24 protein-coding genes are annotated in these 18,207 nt (G+C 45.9%); 18 read left to right on the top strand and 6 right to left on the bottom strand.

The features are described 5' to 3' along the window. The first annotated feature begins 180 nt into the window (after positions 1-180). The 4 genes from spxA (at position 181) to pepF (ending at position 4,809) form a co-directional block, all read left to right on the top strand. Entirely contained in the window at positions 181-576 is a 396-nt protein-coding gene (spxA, locus tag GBH70_RS03530) for a transcriptional regulator SpxA (protein ID WP_151679734.1), read from the top strand. A gap of 347 nt (positions 577-923) precedes the next feature. Next, complete coding sequence (gene mecA / locus GBH70_RS03525; RefSeq protein WP_151679733.1) at positions 924-1,583, top strand: adaptor protein MecA; 660 nt, start codon at positions 924-926, stop codon at positions 1,581-1,583. 157 nt (positions 1,584-1,740) lie between these two features. Next, the gene (locus GBH70_RS03520; protein WP_253693421.1) at positions 1,741-2,910 is read left to right on the top strand and encodes a competence protein CoiA; all 1,170 of its coding nucleotides are present in this window, start codon (positions 1,741-1,743) and stop codon (positions 2,908-2,910) included. Between the two features lie 81 nt (positions 2,911-2,991). Beyond that, positions 2,992-4,809 carry an oligoendopeptidase F gene (pepF, locus tag GBH70_RS03515; RefSeq protein ID WP_151679731.1) on the top strand — a complete coding sequence of 606 codons (1,818 nt, stop codon included), beginning with the start codon at positions 2,992-2,994 and terminating at the stop codon, positions 4,807-4,809. A 40-nt stretch (positions 4,810-4,849) separates the two neighbouring features. Here pepF and GBH70_RS03510 read toward each other — a convergent pair whose 3' ends face one another. From GBH70_RS03510 to GBH70_RS03490, 5 genes are all read right to left on the bottom strand, one after another. Then, complete coding sequence (locus GBH70_RS03510; protein WP_151679730.1) at positions 4,850-5,050, bottom strand: hypothetical protein; 201 nt, start codon at positions 5,048-5,050, stop codon at positions 4,850-4,852. Between the two features lie 511 nt (positions 5,051-5,561). Beyond that, complete coding sequence (locus GBH70_RS03505; RefSeq protein ID WP_151679729.1) at positions 5,562-6,416, bottom strand: ClpXP adapter SpxH family protein; 855 nt, start codon at positions 6,414-6,416, stop codon at positions 5,562-5,564. Further along, positions 6,413-6,814: a globin domain-containing protein gene (locus GBH70_RS03500; RefSeq protein ID WP_151679728.1), complete on the bottom strand. Its 402-nt coding sequence runs from the start codon at positions 6,812-6,814 to the stop codon at positions 6,413-6,415. Before GBH70_RS03500 ends, GBH70_RS03505 begins: the two co-directional genes overlap by 4 nt. A 289-nt stretch (positions 6,815-7,103) precedes the next feature. Next, positions 7,104-7,934 carry a lytic transglycosylase domain-containing protein gene (locus tag GBH70_RS03495; RefSeq protein WP_151679727.1) on the bottom strand — a complete coding sequence of 277 codons (831 nt, stop codon included), beginning with the start codon at positions 7,932-7,934 and terminating at the stop codon, positions 7,104-7,106. A 3-nt stretch (positions 7,935-7,937) separates the two neighbouring features. After that, positions 7,938-8,519 carry a CYTH domain-containing protein gene (locus tag GBH70_RS03490; protein WP_151679726.1) on the bottom strand — a complete coding sequence of 194 codons (582 nt, stop codon included), beginning with the start codon at positions 8,517-8,519 and terminating at the stop codon, positions 7,938-7,940. 162 nt (positions 8,520-8,681) lie between these two features. Here GBH70_RS03490 and GBH70_RS03485 point away from each other — a divergent pair, with 162 nt between their 5' ends. The 4 genes from GBH70_RS03485 to GBH70_RS03470 are packed head-to-tail and all read left to right on the top strand — an operon-like array spanning position 8,682 to position 11,470. Next, positions 8,682-9,068 carry a UPF0738 family protein gene (locus GBH70_RS03485; protein WP_253693418.1) on the top strand — a complete coding sequence of 129 codons (387 nt, stop codon included), beginning with the start codon at positions 8,682-8,684 and terminating at the stop codon, positions 9,066-9,068. A 28-nt stretch (positions 9,069-9,096) separates the two neighbouring features. After that, complete coding sequence (gene yjbM, locus GBH70_RS03480) at positions 9,097-9,735, top strand: GTP diphosphokinase (RefSeq protein WP_151679724.1); 639 nt, start codon at positions 9,097-9,099, stop codon at positions 9,733-9,735. A gap of 53 nt (positions 9,736-9,788) precedes the next feature. Further along, a complete protein-coding gene (locus GBH70_RS03475) occupies positions 9,789-10,583 on the top strand; it encodes an NAD kinase (protein ID WP_151679781.1) in 795 nt (264 codons plus the stop codon). Between the two features lie 8 nt (positions 10,584-10,591). Further along, complete coding sequence (locus GBH70_RS03470; protein ID WP_151679723.1) at positions 10,592-11,470, top strand: RluA family pseudouridine synthase; 879 nt, start codon at positions 10,592-10,594, stop codon at positions 11,468-11,470. Between the two features lie 80 nt (positions 11,471-11,550). Here GBH70_RS03470 and prpE read toward each other — a convergent pair whose 3' ends face one another. After that, positions 11,551-12,288 (bottom strand): bis(5'-nucleosyl)-tetraphosphatase PrpE, encoded by a 738-nt coding sequence (gene prpE / locus GBH70_RS03465; RefSeq protein WP_151679722.1) that lies wholly within the window; start codon positions 12,286-12,288, stop codon positions 11,551-11,553. 162 nt (positions 12,289-12,450) lie between these two features. On the opposite strand from prpE, the gene fabI reads away from it, so the two are divergent. The 10 genes from fabI to spoVIF all read left to right on the top strand — a co-directional run bounded on the left by fabI (position 12,451) and on the right by spoVIF (position 18,188). Next, entirely contained in the window at positions 12,451-13,230 is a 780-nt protein-coding gene (gene fabI / locus GBH70_RS03460; protein WP_151679721.1) for an enoyl-ACP reductase FabI, read from the top strand. 535 nt (positions 13,231-13,765) lie between these two features. Continuing rightward, positions 13,766-14,068, top strand: coding sequence for a hypothetical protein (locus tag GBH70_RS03450; protein WP_151679719.1), 303 nt, complete (start codon positions 13,766-13,768; stop codon positions 14,066-14,068). Positions 14,069-14,101: 33 nt separating this feature from the next. Continuing rightward, complete coding sequence (locus GBH70_RS03445; protein ID WP_253693429.1) at positions 14,102-14,443, top strand: CotO family spore coat protein; 342 nt, start codon at positions 14,102-14,104, stop codon at positions 14,441-14,443. A 73-nt stretch (positions 14,444-14,516) separates the two neighbouring features. Continuing rightward, positions 14,517-14,876 carry a DUF1360 domain-containing protein gene (locus GBH70_RS03440; protein WP_151679717.1) on the top strand — a complete coding sequence of 120 codons (360 nt, stop codon included), beginning with the start codon at positions 14,517-14,519 and terminating at the stop codon, positions 14,874-14,876. Positions 14,877-15,255: 379 nt separating this feature from the next. After that, positions 15,256-15,726: a sporulation protein gene (locus tag GBH70_RS03435; RefSeq protein ID WP_151679716.1), complete on the top strand. Its 471-nt coding sequence runs from the start codon at positions 15,256-15,258 to the stop codon at positions 15,724-15,726. A gap of 16 nt (positions 15,727-15,742) precedes the next feature. Further along, positions 15,743-16,219: a stage V sporulation protein AC gene (gene spoVAC / locus GBH70_RS03430; RefSeq protein ID WP_151679715.1), complete on the top strand. Its 477-nt coding sequence runs from the start codon at positions 15,743-15,745 to the stop codon at positions 16,217-16,219. Next, positions 16,219-17,232, top strand: a complete 1,014-nt coding sequence (spoVAD, locus tag GBH70_RS03425; RefSeq protein WP_151679714.1) for a stage V sporulation protein AD — start codon at positions 16,219-16,221, stop codon at positions 17,230-17,232. The genes spoVAC and spoVAD overlap by 1 nt, the downstream gene beginning before the upstream one ends. Before the next feature lie 16 nt (positions 17,233-17,248). Continuing rightward, positions 17,249-17,605, top strand: a complete 357-nt coding sequence (gene spoVAE / locus GBH70_RS03420; RefSeq protein WP_151679713.1) for a stage V sporulation protein AE — start codon at positions 17,249-17,251, stop codon at positions 17,603-17,605. Positions 17,606-17,688: 83 nt separating this feature from the next. Continuing rightward, on the top strand, positions 17,689-17,805 hold the full coding sequence (locus GBH70_RS03415; protein WP_151679712.1) for a YjcZ family sporulation protein: 117 nt from the start codon (positions 17,689-17,691) through the stop codon (positions 17,803-17,805). Between the two features lie 125 nt (positions 17,806-17,930). After that, positions 17,931-18,188, top strand: coding sequence for a sporulation-specific transcription regulator SpoVIF (gene spoVIF, locus GBH70_RS03410; RefSeq protein WP_151679711.1), 258 nt, complete (start codon positions 17,931-17,933; stop codon positions 18,186-18,188). Positions 18,189-18,207: the final 19 nt, after the last annotated feature.

The following is an 18,207-nucleotide window of genomic DNA, read 5'->3' as shown; positions in this document are numbered from 1 at the left end:
GGGTAATGTAAAATGATTAATGCGCTCCGAAAAATTGCGAAATATATTTTTCAAAAAAATATATTCAATATCCCGGAAATCGTGTATAATACATAATATAGATTGTTTTATTAAAGTAATTTTAATCTAATAATCTTGCTGTAAATGTAAAATATAATTTTTTAGGAGTGTGAATGATAGATGGTAACATTGTACACTTCACCTAGTTGCACATCTTGTAGAAAAGCTCGGAACTGGCTTGAAGAAAACCACATTGAGTATACAGAACGCAATATTTTTTCCGAACCGCTTACATTCGATGAAATTAAAGGAATCTTGCGCATGACGGAAGACGGGACGGACGAAATTATTTCCACACGTTCGAAAACTTTCCAAAAACTGAACGTTGATTTGGATGCCCTTCCGCTTCAAGAGTTGTATAAACTGATCCAGAAAAATCCGGGATTGCTGAGAAGGCCGATTATTGTGGATGAAAAACGCCTGCAAGTGGGTTACAATGAAGATGAAATCCGGCGTTTCCTCCCGCGGAAAGTGCGCACCTTCCAGCTCAGGGAAGCGCAAAAGCTTGTCAATTAACCGGGTGTCTGTACGCCTGCTGCCCCTTCCAAGTACGGCTTGGAAGGTTTTTTTCTATGGGCGGAAAATACGGGAAATTATGTCATCATTTCGTAAATAAGCGGATATATATTTAGAAAATTTTGTCTTGAATTCCCCCGGGGAATCGGCTACAATACAAAAAAGATGCAGGGCACAATAGCGGTGAAATGTTAAGTGGTAGGCCTGCGTGGAATTTAAAAAAAACAAGTTTTTTTATTTCCATTCGCCTGTCTTTTATCATAAAATAAAAGTACAAGGTAACCTAAATGTGCCTGAATGGGGGAACGAGTCCCTTCACAACACTTAATAGAAGGGAGAGTTGTTGTATGGAAATTGAAAGAATCAATGAGAACACGGTGAAGTTTTATATTTCGTATGTTGATATAGAAAAACGCGGGTTTAATCGTGAAGAAATCTGGTATGACCGGGAAAGAAGCGAGGAGCTTTTTTGGGAAATGATGGATGAGATCCATACGGAAGACGAGGTGTTCGACCCTGAAGGCCCGCTTTGGATACAAGTGCAGGCGCTGGAAAAAGGCTTGGAAGTGCTGGTAACGAAAGCCCAATTGTCGAAAGACGGGCAGCGTTTTGAACTGCCAATTCCGGAAGATAAATTGAAGGATTTTACTGTAAATGAACAGCTTGAAGAATTTTTTGACGAGAATTTCCATACTTCCTTGCATCATGGGTTTGCGGATAGTGATCTTTTGGAGCAGGTGCTGTATTTCAAAGACATTGAAGATTTGATTGCTTTGTCGAAGAATTACCGGATGGAAGGTGTCAAAACAAAACTGTATTCCTTTGAAGGGAAATACTATCTCCATGTTATTTTCCCGGAAGATGCAAGCGAAGAGGAGAATGATTTTATGTTGAGCCAGCTGCTTGAATATTGCGACATTGCATCCATCACGAGCCACCGGTTGCAGGAGTACGGCAATTTAATTATTGACAGAGATGTATTCGCGAAATTAAACTCGTATTTTTAATGGATACACGATCGATGCAGGCAAAGCATCGATTTTTTTGTGCAGCCAGTTTGCCCCGAAAAATAAAAAGAAGGATTTTCAGCCTTGACGGAGAATTTGAATTAAAAAGGAGATGATGCCGTTGCTTTCTGCGCTGAATCAGCGGGGGGAGCTGGTTATGCTGACAAAACGCTTTACAAGGAATGAACTTCAAAATTTGAGAGCCTCTAACACCTTTTATTGCCGGGACTGCCGCGAACCCCTTATTTTAAAGATCGGTAACCAAATCACCCCCCATTTTTCCCACTACCGCCATTCCGATTGTGTTAATTCTTCCGAACCTGAGAGCCCAATGCATTTACAGGGCAAGAAAGATTTATATTTATGGCTGAAGGGGCAGGACCTGGAGGTTACCCTTGAACAATATATCCCGTCCATTCAGCAAAGGGCCGATCTGCTTGTCCGAAAAAACGGGCAGCTGTTTGCCGTCGAATACCAATGCTCCCCGATCCCGTTCAGGCAGATCATGAAACGGACGGAAGGGTACAAAAGCCTGAACATCCTGCCCGTATGGATATTGGGCGGCTACCCTTGCCGGAAAGAAGCTGGAAAAGGGCCGGATGTTTTTACTTGCACGGACTTCCAATTATATTTTTTAAGATACATTCGTAAACATTATTTCTATTTATTCAGTTACTTTCCTAAAAAGCAAGCCCTCTGTATGTTATTCCGCATGGTCCCGGCCTCTTCCAGAAGATTTCATGCCCTTTATGATGAAAAACCACTGTCTTCCTTTGCATTTCCTTTTACTGATGTGCAATTTCACACCAAAACGTTTCCGCTTTCTTTGGTTGACTGGTTTTCGGAGAGGCGGAACTGGATACGGATGAAGGTCCAGTTCGGAAAAGCATTTCTAGATCCTTTTTTACGCCAGGTGTATGAATCCGGGCTGCACCCGCTATTTTTGCCGTCCTTTATCGGACTGCCGCTGAAACAGATGGCCATTTGCAAACAGCATCCGGTTGTATGGCAGTTTTATGTTTGGAAAGATTTTTCCAGTGCCATAATGCAAAAAGCATGTGTTTCGCTGGATGAAATGGTTTCGTTATTTTTCAGGCGGGTCGGAAAAAAAGAAATTGAACTGCGAAAAACCCCGTTTGTACACGAGAAAAATGTCGTTAAAGTGATGCTGTTTGAATATGCGCAGACGCTGACCCGGCTGGGATATTGGGAAGAAGCCGGAAAAACGAAATATATGATGAATAAAAACATCTGCTTTCCAAAAAATATGGAAGAACTGGACGGGATGGAGCATAATATAACTTTACGGCTCCCGCCCATTTTATGAAGACAGATCAGTAGCGGGATTGTGCGCTGTACGTTAGAATGAAAAAAGAAGGAATTTTTTGAGAAGAATGGAGGAAAATTGATGGTAAACGGGAATAAAGTGCATACCTTGCCAAGCCGGAATGAAGTCCCGGAAAAACTGACTTGGAAGCTGGAAGATATTTTCCCTACGGATGAAGATTGGAATAAAGAATACGAAGCAGTAAAAGAAAAGCTGGAAGGGGCCTCTTCGTTCCAGGGAAAACTCGGGGAAAGCGCCGAGCAGCTTTATGCCGCCTTAAAATTCCAGGATGAAGTGACGGAAAGGTTCGGAAAACTGTATACATATGCGCATATGCGCTATGACCAGGACACAACCAATGCCTTTTACCAAGGGATGGACAGCAAAGCGAAAAGCCTTGCTGCCCAGGTTGGCAGTGCTTTTGCGTTTATCGTGCCGGAAATCCTGTCAATCGACGTAGCAAAATTGAACAACTTCCTGGAAACATACGAACCGCTGAAGTTATATAAACATGCTTTGGAAGAAATCAATGAAATGCGCCCGTATATATTATCCAAAGAAGAAGAGGCGCTGCTTGCCCAGATGTCGGAAGTATTAAATACGTCAAGTACAACTTTCGGCATGCTGAACAATGCCGATCTGCAGTTTCCGACAGTTATAGATGAAAACGGCAACGAAGTGCAAATTACGCACGGCCGCTATACGCGGTTATTGGAAAGCAAAGACCGGCGTGTCCGCAAAGAGGCGTTCCAAAAATTATATGCCATATACGGGCAGTTCACGAACACATTCGCAAGCACCCTCGGCGGCCAGGTGAAAAAGAACAACGTCGTCGCCCAAATCCGCCATTATGATTCGGCGCGCCAAGCAGCATTGTCGGCTAACCATATTCCGGAAAAAGTCTATGACCAGCTGGTGGAAACGGTCAATCAGCATTTGGGCCTGTTGCAGCGGTATGTTGCTTTGCGGAAAAAAGTACTGAAACTTGATGAGCTGCATATGTATGATCTTTACACACCGCTTGTCCAGGATGTCGATATGGAAGTCACCTACGAAAAGGCGAAAGAAATCGTGCTTGAAGGCCTGCATCCGCTCGGCAAAGAATACCAGGACATTTTAAAACAGGCGTTTGAAAACCGTTGGATCGATGTTGTGGAAAACAAAGGGAAACGGAGCGGCGCCTATTCATCGGGCGCATACGGCACAAATCCGTATATTTTGCTGAATTGGCAGGATAATATTGACAATGTTTTCACACTTGCACACGAACTCGGCCACAGCGTTCACAGCTACTATACAAGGAAAAACCAGCCGTATCCTTACGGGGATTATTCCATTTTCGTGGCGGAAGTGGCTTCGACATGCAACGAAGCGCTTTTGAACGATTATTTGTTAAAAACGATCAAAGACGAGAAACAGCGCATTTATTTGCTGAACCATTATCTGGAAGGCTTCCGAGGCACCGTTTTCCGCCAGACAATGTTTGCCGAGTTTGAACATTTGATCCACCAAAAAGCGCAGCACGGTGAAGCGCTGACGGTGGAACTTTTAACAAACGAATATTATAAGCTGAACCAAAAATATTTCGGCGAAAAGGATATTGTGATCGATAAAGAAATCGGGCTTGAATGGGCGCGCATCCCGCATTTTTATTACAATTATTATGTTTACCAGTATGCGACGGGCTTCAGCGCGGCAACCGCTTTGAGCAAGCAAATTTTGGAAGAAGGCGGACCGGCCGTCAAACGCTATATCGGCTATTTAAGCGCCGGCAGCTCGGATTACCCGATCGAAGTGCTGAGGAAAGCAGGCGTCGATATGACGTCCTCCCAGCCGATTGAAGATGCTTTAAAAGTGTTTGAAGAAAAATTAAATGAAATGGAAAGCTTGCTTGGCTGATGGAATTGCGGCGGCGGATGACCGGCTTCCGCCGCCGCTTTTACATGCGACGCCGGGCGGATGGCCGGTGGAAGCCTTTAAACGTGTTGCGGCGGTTTAAATACAAGAGCAAAACGAAAATTGCCATAAACAAAAGCGGGGAAGTGATGAAAAGGGGCAGCAGTTTCATCAACCCGAACAAATTCAGACAAAATAAAATGGAGAAGCCGGCAGCCAGCGTTGACAGTTTTAATTTCTTCATTTGTTGGCTCCTTTGCAAAGTGTTTCATTGCCATTTTATGTTCATGCTCAAAAGAATATGGCAGCAAAGGCGTGATGAACGAAAATATGACGAATATGTGAACACTTTAACAAGTACTTGCATTCGACATCGTTCAATGATATTATATAGATGTGAAGTTGATCACAAGCAAACATACCCCTTTGTTTGACCGTGAAAAATTTCTCCCATCCCCTTTGTTCGTGTTGAAAGAGGCCTTGCAAATGCAAGGCCTCTTTCATTATAACTTTTGGAGAGCGGTTAAGGAACTTTTTTTAAGAGGTCACAAAGTCCATTTCAAAGATCCTGCGTTAAAAACCATCTCAGCGGGAAAACAATGCCGAAATGTCCGTTAGAGACGGGATGAAGGACAAAATCAAGGAAATCCGCTCCCGAATGTCCTTCACCCCAAATACAGCCGATGCAACATAAAAGCCTGTCTTAAAAATCTTCATCAATTAAAAAACCCCCGTTGTGAATAAATGGGAGGGGGTTAGCTGATATATTTCCAAAACGAGCCGTGCTTGCCGTTTATTTTTTGTACTTTTTGCTGTAAAACGAGTTTCTTCAGTTCTTTTTCCGCCTCATGGATAGGCATATCATAAACGACCGAAATTTCTTTTGATGCCACGATCCCAAAAAACTTCAAAAAATCTTCCAATGGTGGCAGCGGCATCGGGGCAGGGCGTTTGCCCAGCATTTCCTGAAGGACCTGGACATAAACATCATAGGAATAAAGGCCGGAAATTTTTAATCCTTCATCTTCAATATTCTCATTAAAGAAAACGAGAGACGGGCTTTCGGTCACTTCCATTTCCGAAGTAATTTTTAAATCGCACTGAAATGCCTTTGCCGCGCTTTCGGAATGGATATCGTGCAAAAATTCATCCACATCCAATGAGGCTTCTTTCGCACATTCCAATAAAATATCAATATCCGATATATTTTGCTTTTCAAGGAAAACGAGTTCCTGCACTTTCCGCAAAAACCGTAATCCCTGTTTCTTCCCCTGGAGTTCGGCTGCCTTAATGGCGATTGAAACAATATATGGCGAAGTAATCGGATTCTCGATCCACAAACTTCCATCACAGGACATTCCTGTCCGGCTGGCCGTTTTTTCCCAATAATCCACCATTGCTTCATGCTTTTTCGGATTGTCATTTAAATTAGCCAGCTTACCGATCAGCACGTGCCTGAACCGGAAATAGATGCCATATTCCAGTCGCAGTTTTTTTAAAATCGGCTCAAGCGCCCAGCATTCCGGGCAAAGCGGATCAACAAATACATAAATTTCCAGTGGTTTTGGCAAACAGCCGGTATGTTTCATAAAATCAAGCATGTTTTTCAATTTCCGTCACCCGGTACTTGATCCGGAGTATTCACCATATGCTGTGCGGTCAATACAAGCCTTGAAAAAAAGAAATCGCGGACTTCTCCTTCCAAACCCACTTCATCCATTGCGCCGCTCATGCAGGACAGCCATGCTTTTGCACGCTTCGGCGTAATTTCGTGCGGCAAGTGCCGCGCCCGCAGCATCGGGTGGCCGTGTTCTTCGGTATAGAGGGGCGGCCCACCTAAAAACTGTGTCAGAAACTGTTTTTGTTTCCTGGCAACTTCCGTTAAATCTTCAGGAAAAATCTGAATTAAATCCGGATGTTTTGCTACCCGCTTGTAAAATGCATCGACAAGTTGGCCGAGTTTTTCTCCCCCGATGACATCATACGGCACAGTTTTCTTTCCCATCATAGAATAACTGCTCCTTTTTCTTGTTTTCATCTTGCTTATATGCTTAATACGCAGGACAGGATTTTATTTCAAAATTTTTGTCGAATGTTCTTCCATTTGTACGTTTATTTTATCAAAGGGGACGGGACTAACTCAAACAATCCGCTTTTTTACATCAATTACCTCAGGCGATACCGGCCCGCTTTTCCCGGTTTTTCCTGATATAGACAGCCCGCCCCCAGCTTACTGGTGCGTGGAATAACCGTTATTTCATGAAAAATGCCGCACAGGCGGCGTTTTTTCGGTCAGGTTATGTTAAATTGTCCATGATTGAAGCAACGTAATTTTGTGTTTCTTTAAATGGCGGGATACCCCCATACCGGTCGACGTTTGCCGGTCCCGCATTATAGGCGGCGAGGGCCAGTTGTACATTGTCATTGTATTTGTCTAATAGGGTCTTTAGATACTTTGTGCCGGCATCCACATTTTGTCCGGGATCCATTACATCTGTAACGCCAAGGCTGGCGGCAGTACCGGGCATGAGCTGCATTAGGCCGGCTGCGCCTGCCGAACTGACAGCATCCGTTTTAAAATCGGATTCTTGTTGGATCACCGCTTTGATAAGATTTTCCGGCACGCCGTATTTTTCGGATGCCCGCGAAATAATCGAGCTGAGATCTTTTGGAATGCTGCCGCCATCTGTTGCATCCGTGTTTGTATTGGAAGCATCCTTTGAACTGATGCCGGATTGATCTGAAGAATCCGCCGCAGTTGTATATCCGGCCAAATTTGAAAGTAGCGGACTTCCGGCTAAAGCGTATAAAGCTGTAGCGGATGAATCTGAACCGGAACCCATATCCCCGGCTGAATACGGAAGCAGCGGGCTGCTCAAAGCATTCAACCCCATTAAAGCATATAGAGCTGCGGCCGAAGAGTCCGTCCCGGAACTTGCATTTCCGGACGAAGAATCCCCCTGGCTGCTTCCTGATTCGTTTTCCAAAGTTTCCTCAATCAAAAGCGACAGCATTTCCTGAAAGAGGGAGGAGGTGCTTCCCGTTCCAATGGAAGAAGTGTTGCCTAAAGAAAGCGACTGCAACGCTTGCATTTCCATGAATGATGCTAACTGGCTGATGGTCGTCATGACTTACTGCTCCTTTAATTTTGTTTCATAAAAACGGAGAACTTTACTTTTTGCCGGATGGTACGGGATGCCGTACTGATCCAGCAATGTTATAAAATGTTTTGTGCCTGTTTCCAGTGAACTTACTTCATATTCTAACTCAAAATCTTCTTTGTTCAAATAGAAATTATGGTCGAACACGAGGATGCCGCCTTTAAATCCCGTTTCGGCGCGCTTTGTGGCAAGCGTGCCGAAATATTCCAGATTTTCGGCCGGCACTCCGAGCACCGCCAATTTTTCGTATACTTCACCTTCCGGAAATGTGCTGCCCGTGATCATGTGCTGAAAATCTTCTTCCCCGATCAATTGGTTTGTTTCCAAAAGCCCGACATGTTCCGGCGTTTTTAGCGTAAGTTGGAAGCCGCCCGCCTTCTTCCGCACCCGCAGCGCAGATTTTAAGCTTCTTAAAGCAAAATCAGGGGTATCAAAATAAAAATTTTCCTGCAAAGTAAAATCTTCCTCCTGCATGCCAAATGCTCCGGCAATGTGGTAAAAATCTTTTTTGGAAACTAAATTTTTCAGTTCAATTTCAATTTCTTTGCCCATTTCCTGGCCTCCCGTCCAAACTTCATTATACTAAAGGGATCATCGGTGTGAAAGTGTCTATCCCGGATGAGTTATGGTAAAATAAAAGGTGGCTGCATATTGATTCCGGCTGCTGCCCGGTTTTTCCGGCAGCCTAAGGAGGGTAAAGTACAGGAGGAGAGAGTGTTGCGCAAAATCATTGAACTAGGACGACCTGAATGGGAAGGGGATACACTTGTGCTGCATTGCAGTGATCCGTCCGTTTCACTGGAGCATCTTAGGCCATGCGGGCAGATGATTGTCGACTCGGATGCCTGTGCATTCATCTATTTGGCTGAAGTTGATGGAGAAGATGATTATACATATTTATTTTTGCCCGTTCCTGTTTGGCATGGGCTCCGGTCAGCTGTATTAGAACATAAAAGGGTTGTTGCTGTTTCAAAAGATGCAAAATTGGAACTTGTACAGCTGGAAGATGAATTCCGGTATTTGCTGGAAAACATCCGGGGCAATAGCAATTACGGCAATAAGATGCTGGAAAATGTGGAGGCCATTTTCAGCGTGGAATGAGATCCAAAGAGGTGAAGGGGATATGGCAATGGCAGACTGGGATGAATTTTTAACCCCGTATAAACAGGCTGTTGATGAATTGAAAGTGAAGTTAAAAGGCATGCGCGCCCAATTCGAAAAAGAGCACACCCATTCCCCAATCGAATTTGTCACAGGGCGTGTGAAGCCGGTCGCAAGCATTATCGAAAAAGCGGCCATGAAAGGCATCCCGCTTGACCGGCTTGAGGAAGAAATGCAGGATATTGCCGGGCTCAGGATGATGTGCCAATTTGTCGATGATATTAAAATTGTCGTCGGACTGCTGCGGCGGCGGAACGATTTCCGGATCGTCGAAGAAAAAGACTACATTTCCAATAAAAAACCGAGCGGCTATCGTTCGTACCATGTCATCATAGAATACCCGGTGCAGACGATCCGCGGGGAAAAGAAAATTCTGGCGGAAATCCAAATCCGTACATTGGCAATGAATTTTTGGGCAACGATCGAGCATTCTTTAAATTACAAATATAAGGGCAGGTTTCCGGAAGAGATCAACATGCGGCTGAAACGGGCCGCCGAAGCCGCTTTCCGCCTTGATGAAGAAATGTCGGAAATTCGAGAAGAAATCCAGGAAGCGCAAATGTATTTTACGAAAAACAAAGAACAAGCTGACCAAAAGTCGCAATAAAACTGCTATACTGTTGCAGAAGTAACTTGGAGGATGGGGGGAAGTTGAACGAAATGAAATTTGCAATCACTTCAAAAGGGGATACGGAATCCAATATTTGGATGCAACAAATTCGAACATACTTGCAGGATTCCGGGCTTGTGTATAATGAGGCACAGCCGGATATCGTCGTTTCGGTCGGCGGGGACGGTACGCTTTTGTATGCTTTTCACAGGTACAGTTCGCGGCTCGACCGGACCGCTTTTGTCGGGGTGCACACCGGCCACCTCGGCTTTTATGCCGACTGGGTGCCGGATGAAATTGAGGAGCTGGTGGACGCGATCGCGCATAAAACGTATAACACGGTTGAATACCCCCTTCTTGAAGCAAAAATCTCATATGAGCACGGCGGTCTGGAGACGAGGTATCTCGCTTTAAACGAATCGACGGTGAAATGCGTGGACGGTACTTTTGTGATTGACGTTGAAATCAACGGGCAGCATTTTGAACGTTTCCGCGGCGACGGCCTGTGCCTCGCCACGCCGTCCGGGAGTACAGCTTACAACAAGGCGCTTGGCGGAGCAATTGTCCATCCGTCTCTGCAGTCCATCCAATTAACGGAAATGGCTTCAATCAACAATAAAGTGTTCCGGACGATCGGTTCCCCGCTCATTTTGCCGGCCCATCATACATGTGTGTTAAAACCGGTTCGGCAGAAAGATTTTCTTGTGACGATCGACCATTTGACGCTGCTCCATAAAGAAGTGCGGGCAATCCAATACCGTGTGGCAAAGGAAAAAATCCGCTTTGCCCGCTTTAGGCCGCTTCCTTTTTGGAAAAGGGTGCACGATTCTTTTATATCAGATTAGGTGAAAAGATGTCCCGATTGAGTTTGACGTGGCAAATTGCAGAACATGAGGCGTGCCAGGAATTAAAACAGTTTTTGAAAATGCACCATATCTCAAAGAGGGCGCTTGCGGATATAAAATTCCGCGGCGGCACGATTTTGGTGAACGGACGGGAAAAAACGGTCCGTTACGTGCTGCGGACAGGCGATGAGGTGTCTGTTATTTTTCCGAAAGAAACCCCGAGCCGTTCGCTCCAGCCGGAAAACATCCCATTTGAGCGCGTGTACGAAGATGAGAGTGTGCTTGTCGCCAACAAACCGGCATCCATGAATACAATCCCGTCGCGTGAGCATCCGTCCGGAAGCCTTGCGAATGCCGTGATGGGGTATTACCGGGAAAACGGGATCGAATCCGCCATCCACATTGTAACGCGGCTGGACCGGAATACGTCCGGGCTTGTGCTCATTGCAAAAAACCGCTATGTGCATTATTTGTTCAGCCTGATGCAACAGAACCGCCGTATCCGCCGCACATACGAAGCACTGGCGGAAGGCATTTTTACGGAAAAAAGCGGCACCGTTGAAGCGCCGATCGGCAGGAAAGATACAAGCATCATTGAACGCGAAGTGAGGGAGGACGGCCAATTTGCCCGGACCCATTTCGAGGTAGTCCGCCAGTATCCGGCGTTTGCACATGTGAAGCTAAGGCTTGACACCGGACGGACGCATCAAATCCGCGTGCATTTATCCTATATCGGCCATCCGCTTGTGGGTGATGAGCTGTATGGCGGCAGTACAGCTCTATATCCCCGGCAGGCGCTTCACTGCAGCGCGCTCCGGTTCGAGCACCCGGTTTCAGGGCGGGAAATGAGTTTTCATTTGGAGCCGCCATTTTTAGGTATATTATAAACCTGGAAGAAAAGAATGGTAGATTCCCGATGGTCCGGATGTATTCCCGGCCGTTTCATGTTTTTCAAAATCATGCCCGGTTAATCATACGCCCTGAATTTTTCTTCCACATACGGCATGGAGGAGGGGACGGATACCGTTTCCATTTCAGGGTACCGCAGTGCTGTCAGTTTTCCGCCGAATACACAGCCGGTGTCAATATTGACGGTATGGCCGATAAACCGCGGTTCTTTTACAGGTGTGTGGCCGTACACAATCCAGCTTTTCCCCCTGTCTTCTTTTGCCCAGTCACGGCGCACCGGTGTCCCGTCCGGATGTTTTTCCCCGGTAATGTCGCCGTAAAGGACAAAAGTTTGAACCGCTTTGTTCATGCGGCCGATGTCCCGGCGCCGGATGCCGGCATGGGCGATAATCAAGTTTTTGTCGTCCAAAACCCGGTAAAGCGGGGACTTTTCATATAGGTCTATAAATTGCCTCCGGTGCCGCGCCTGTTCTTTGGCCGGGAGCGCGTTATACTCTGCGACGGTCGTTTCAAGCCCGTGCGTCTGCTGGACATTTCTGCCCAAAAAATAACGGTAAAGCTTATTGCAGTGGTTGCCGGGAACGTAAATGCCGAGCCTTTTTTTCCACAGCCGCCATACAGTGTCAGCCACTTTCAAAGATGCCGGGCCGCGGTCGGTTAAATCACCGACAAACCCGACGATCCGCCCATCTGGATGGACAGGAATGCCGTTTTTCCAGCTGTACCCTAATTTTTCCGTCAGTTCCTTAAACTCCGGCATGCATCCGTGAATATCACCGATAATATCAATCTTCATAAAACTCTCTCCTTATTTAACAACACACTATATTATTTTACTTTTACCCGGAAAACATATACAAAGAAAACGCAGCTGTGCTTTTCAAAACCGGAAAGTTCATGTAGAATTGGTACTAGGTGCTAATAACATGTATAAAACGTGGAAAAAGGAGTTAAAAATATGCATTTATCTTTAGAAGACAAAACTTTTGTTGTCATGGGCGTTGCGAATAAGCGCAGCATTGCCTGGGGGATTGCCCAGGCACTCGATGCGGCGGGTGCAAGGATTATTTTTACATATGCGCTTGAACGGAATGAAAAAAGCGTCCTTGAACTTGCCGAAACTTTGAACCGGAAAGACTATCTCATCCTGCAATGCGATGTGGAAAGCGACGAGCAGATCCAGACTTGTTTCCAAACGATCAAAAATGAAGTAGGGACGATTGACGGGATTGCCCACTGCATCGCTTTTGCCCGAAAAGAAGAATTGAGGGGCGATTACACGAACGTGACGCGCGAAGGCTTTCTGCTTGCCCACAACATTAGTTCGTATTCGCTTTCGGCTGTTGCCAAAGCCGTGAAGGATCTGGAATTGATGCCGAATGGCGGCAGCATTGTCACCCTGACTTATCTTGGCGGTGAACGCGTCATGGAAAATTACAATATCATGGGGGTTGCCAAAGCTTCCTTGGAAGCAAGTGTGAGATATTTGGCCTATGACCTCGGGAAACTGAATATCCGCGTCAACTCGATTTCAGCAGGGCCGATCCGCACTTTGTCTGCAAAAGGCGTGGGCGATTTTAACAGCATTTTAAAAGTGATGGAGGAAAGGGCCCCGCTCCACCGCGGTGTGGATACGCGAGAAGTCGGCGATACCGCGCTCTTTTTGTTCAGCGATTTGTCGCGCGCCATCACAGGCGAAAATATCCATGTCGATGCGGGCTATCATATTATGGGATAGTAAATTCTCCCATTTCGTCAGAGTCACAAGTAAAATCCTCAATCCATAAAAAAGCCTGGCATTTTCTTGGGAAAATGTCAGGCTTTTTGCATGATATCAATCATATGCTGCATAAAAAGTATGGCGGGCATTTACTTTTACGTACAGCCTTTGTGCCGTGCTCTGCCTTTCTTTTTCATGCTGCATGTAAAAATGGACTTTGGAGAGGCAGTCGGCGAAATGATCTCCTGCCTGGTTAAATCGATAAGATCACGTTTTTCATCTATCCGTTGAAATCTGCTGCAAGCCCCAATATTAAATGTCTGGTTATTGTGTTGCTTGATGATGGCAGATGAAATGCAAGTCAGAGTAGACGGTCAACCTCTCATCAATTTGAGTAATTACCATTCTCCATCTTGTAGAATTGATACAAATAATGGGAGAAAAACGCGGAAACGAATCGTGCGTGGCCGGCTCTTTGCGTCTGGGCACCTTTATCAATTCCAATGCATATAAATAATACGTATTCAATTTACGGGGATTGGAGGATAAAGCTTTGATCAGCAAGCAGAGCCAATTTGAAAAAAACAAGCCGCTTTTGTATATTGCCCAGCCGACAAGCGAACCGGTTCTTGTCAATATGCAGAAAACGTTTATTATTAAAACGCGGGAAGCCCTGCCGGAACGGAAAGCGGAAAATCCGGAAGAAGTATTGGAGCAAGCCCATCAGCATGCAGCCGGAACGGAAAACCGGCAGGAAGAAGCCGTACATGCCATAGATGCAGTTGAAAGCGGCAGTCCGGACACCATTACTGAAGAACATGTGTCCCATGGCATTGCGGAGGAAACCGGGGATTAGGCTGCGGCTCAGGATATCGTCCCTGTGGCAGAAATGGAAGAAACAGAACTGGAAACGGCAACGCAGTCGGAAAAAGAGAAACCGGCTTATAACCGGAAAGCTTTTAAAGACATGTCGATTGAAGGAAAGCTCGATTATTTAACAATTAAACCGTTTTACATTCCGAACATTATTGTTGAAATTTCGACTTCAGAAGGTGCTGTGGTTGGCATGGTGAATAAAGTAACGAACGGTAAAGTACTGGTCAGTTATGCCGATCAGCTCGGGACAGCTGAAATCAATTCGGAAGAGATTGTACCGATCCGAATGAAAATGTTCTCGCGCTTTTGCAAAAATAGGCAAAGTACACAGGCCGCGCCGTTAAAGGGTTTTTAGGCAATGGAACGCAGGGCGGGGGGAGAACCGCTTGTCCCCCGGAGGCAGCAATACATACAAAGGGGGGATGTGCATGTATATGTCGGATTGGTGCGTTTTTATGCTGATGGCGTTTGCCAGTTTCAGGCTGGCAAGACTAATCGTTTATGATAAAATAACGGCGTTTTTGCGGAAGCCTTTTCATGAGGAAGTGGAAGAAACCGAACCGGACGGCTCCAAGGCAACTTATATTATTTTAAAAGGAAAAGGTTTGAGGCGGTGGATCGGGGAGCTTTTAAGCTGTTATTGGTGCACGGGGATATGGTGTGCTGTCCTGATTTATGTGCTCTGGCTGTTTTTCCCGCAGGTGGGGGAGCCCTTGATTACGGTCCTGGCGATTGCCGGCCTTGCCGGATTGATCGAGTCAGTGCTAGCTCGCATCATGGACGAATGAAATAAACAACTTTCACTTAGCGGCATAGGATAAAAAAGAAAGTGCAATCCTGCAGGAAAGGGTGGTAAATACATGAACAGCAGGCCGCTCATGAAAATACCGGTACTCCCCTCATCCGTCCAACCCGCAAATAAAATGAAAGGCAAAAAAATAAAAAAAAGCGGATGTGGCTGCGGCGCCAAAAAAACGCGGTGAACAGAAAGCGGAAGGCAACTTGTACCTTCCGCTTTTTAAAATGGCCTGGCTATTGCTGTCAACATGGGATTTGCAACTCCTGCGCGGGATCATACTGGAAACGTTCGGCAAGATTTTCTATTTATAAAATCCGAACTGTGGAAAAAAATATGAAGGTAAAAGTTGAGATCGCAGAGGGATGAGTATGGAAAAAATATTTTTAATGGTGCTGGCTTTTACATTTCTTGTTTCCGGCTGCAACTTTAACGGGCCGGAACACCGGGACAGCAAGTTTGCACTCGTCAAAAAAACGCAACCGGCGCCGATCCGGTTGAGCAGCCACCCTGAATCCGAATCGATTTCAGGGCAATTGAGAAAAGATGTCCTTGGTTTTGACAGCATTTACGATGTGGCCATCATTGAAGGACCGAAACAAACGTTAATTGCTTACAAAGTCAGGCATCTACACCGCTTCAAAATGAAAAAAATCGAGAAACAATTAACCGCATTTTTGAAAAAACGTTATCCGAGGCGGTCTTTCATCGTTTCCAGCGACTATAAAATTTTCCTGGAAACCGTCCGCCTACAGGAAGATATGGACAAGCACAAAATAACAACCGAACAGGCAAAAAAACGTTTCAAAGAAATTATCAAACTGAAGCAGGAATTAACATAAGAAGAGGGCTGAGGCAATGGCAAACAAAAATAAAAACAAAACACCGGAACAAATTGCATACGGCCAGCTGGAAAAAAAGCATGAGCTGAAAAGGCCAGTCTTGAAAAACTGCATTCGCGCTTTCTGGGTGGGCGGCTGTATTTGCCTTGTCGGACAGGCATTTACTTATTTCTATATTTATATGTTTAATTTTACGGAAAAAACAGCCGGAAACCCGACAACAGCGACAATGGTTTTTTTATCGATGCTGTTGACCGGCTTCGGCATTTACGACCGCCTCGGGCAGTACGCGGGTGCAGGCAGTGCGGTGCCGGTGACCGGTTTCGGGAACTCCGTTGTTTCTGCCGCGATTGAACACCGTACGGAAGGCTATGTGCTCGGTGTCGGCGGAAACATTTTTAAACTTGCCGGAACGGTAATTGTGTTTGGCGTATTTTCCGCATTTGTTGTCGTGCTCATTCGCACCGTCATCATGATGTGGGGGGGATTCTGATGCCTGGAAAATCGCAAACATGGGTGTTTGACAATCAACCTGCAATTTTATCGACCGGCGTTGTCGGAGGACCGTTCGAGAAAAATGGAAGGCTTGTGGATGATTTCGACAGGTTTTTTGAAGATTTGTGGCTTGGCCAGGATACTTATGAAAAAGCACAGCAGAAATTAATCGAAGAAGCTGTCCAAATCGCGTTGAAAAAACAAAATCTCCAGGAAACCGACATCCAGTTTTTCCTGGCGGGCGATCTAATTAACCAAATCACGCCGACAAGCTTTGCGGCAAGGACGAACGCAATCCCGTATTTCGGCTTGTTCAGTGCGTGTGCCACTTCGATGGAAAGTCTGGCGCTTGCTGCCTTTATTATCAACCACGGCGGCGCACAAAAAGTAGTGGTTGGTGCCTCCAGCCACAATGCATCGGCCGAAAAGCAGTTCCGCTACCCGACCGAATACGGCGGGCAGAAACCTCCGTCCGCACAATGGACCGTAACGGGCGCTGGATTTGCAGTCATCGGTCCGGCAGAAGAGAATGGGCCGGTGCCGCGCATTACTTCGGCCACGATCGGCAAAGTGCTTGACTTGGGCATTTCCGATCCGTTTAATATGGGCGGTGCTATGGCGCCTGCCGCAGTCGACACGATTGAACGGCATCTGCAGGATATGGGCCGGGATCCTTCATACTATGATCTGATTATCACTGGGGATTTGGCGAAAATCGGCCGTTCCATCGCACTTGATCTGTTTAGAAATAAACAGCTAGCCGTTACCGAAGAACAGTTTCAGGATTGCGGCCTGCTCATTTATGATGAAAGCCAGCCCGTCCAAGCGGGGGCGAGCGGGCCGGGATGTTCGGCTGTCGTATTATACGGCCATCTGCTAAATGAAATGAAAAAAGGTCGCTATAAAAGGATTTTGCTTGTGGCAACCGGTGCGCTTTTATCGCCGCTGTCTTTCCAGCAGGGGGAGACAATCCCGTGCATTGCGCATGCTTGTGCCATTGAATATTTGTAAGAAAGGGAGTTGGAATATGTTAGCGATGTTTTTCTGGGCATTTGTCATCGGCGGTCTCATCTGTGTTATCGGGCAGCTGCTCTTTGATGTCGCAAAATTATCTCCGGGCCATACGATGAGTGTCCTCGTTACTGCCGGCGCCATTCTTTCAGGATTGGGCCTTTACGAACCGTTGGTGAATTTTGCTGGAGCAGGCGCAACCATTCCGATTACAAGCTTTGGCAATGCACTGGCGACCGGTGCGATGCAGGAAGTCCAAAGGCACGGCATTGTCGGCGTATTGACCGGCATGTTTGAAGTGACATCTTCCGGGATTTCGGCTGCAATCATTTTCGGTTTTATCGGTTCGCTTATTTTTAAGCCAAAAGGATAATTGTACCAGCCAAACATACGCCCATACCGAATGCCTACACCTTACATACTGTATAGTGTAATCCACGAAGTGAGGTGAAGAACATGTACGGATATGGTTACGGCTGCGGTTATGGTTACGGCTACGGCTACGGCAGCACGTTTGTGTTGATTGTCGTGCTATTCATCCTACTGATTATTGTTGGAGCAAGTTTCTGCTAATTAGATGAAAAAAGAGCGGGGAATGCGCTTCCTCGCCTTTTTTTGGGAAAATCCGTTTTTTTCACTGTCATTCTGGCGCCTCCTTTCATACGATAAAACAGCTGAAAGAAAGGGGCGATCAAAACGTGGATAATCAGTTTTTTAAAAATATTGAGAAAAAAACGGGTGTCAATATGAACGATATTTTCCAGCTGGCCAATTCCCTGCAAAATGCAAACTTTAAGGACGAAAAAACCGTTCGCGGCATCATCCGGCGCGTATCGCAAATCGCAAACAAACGTGTGCCGAAAGAGCTGGAAGATAAAATCGTGGAATCGGTTATCCAGGACGGGAAAAAACTGGATTTAAACACGATCAATAACATGATGAACAACGGAAAGTAAACAAAGCGGGCTTGCAAAA

Source organism: Weizmannia acidilactici (genome assembly GCF_008974225.1).
Lineage (GTDB): Bacteria > Bacillota > Bacilli > Bacillales > Bacillaceae_C > Weizmannia > Weizmannia acidilactici.
Note: the sequence above shows the minus strand (reverse complement) of the source record. Positions and strands in the feature narration are given on the sequence as shown.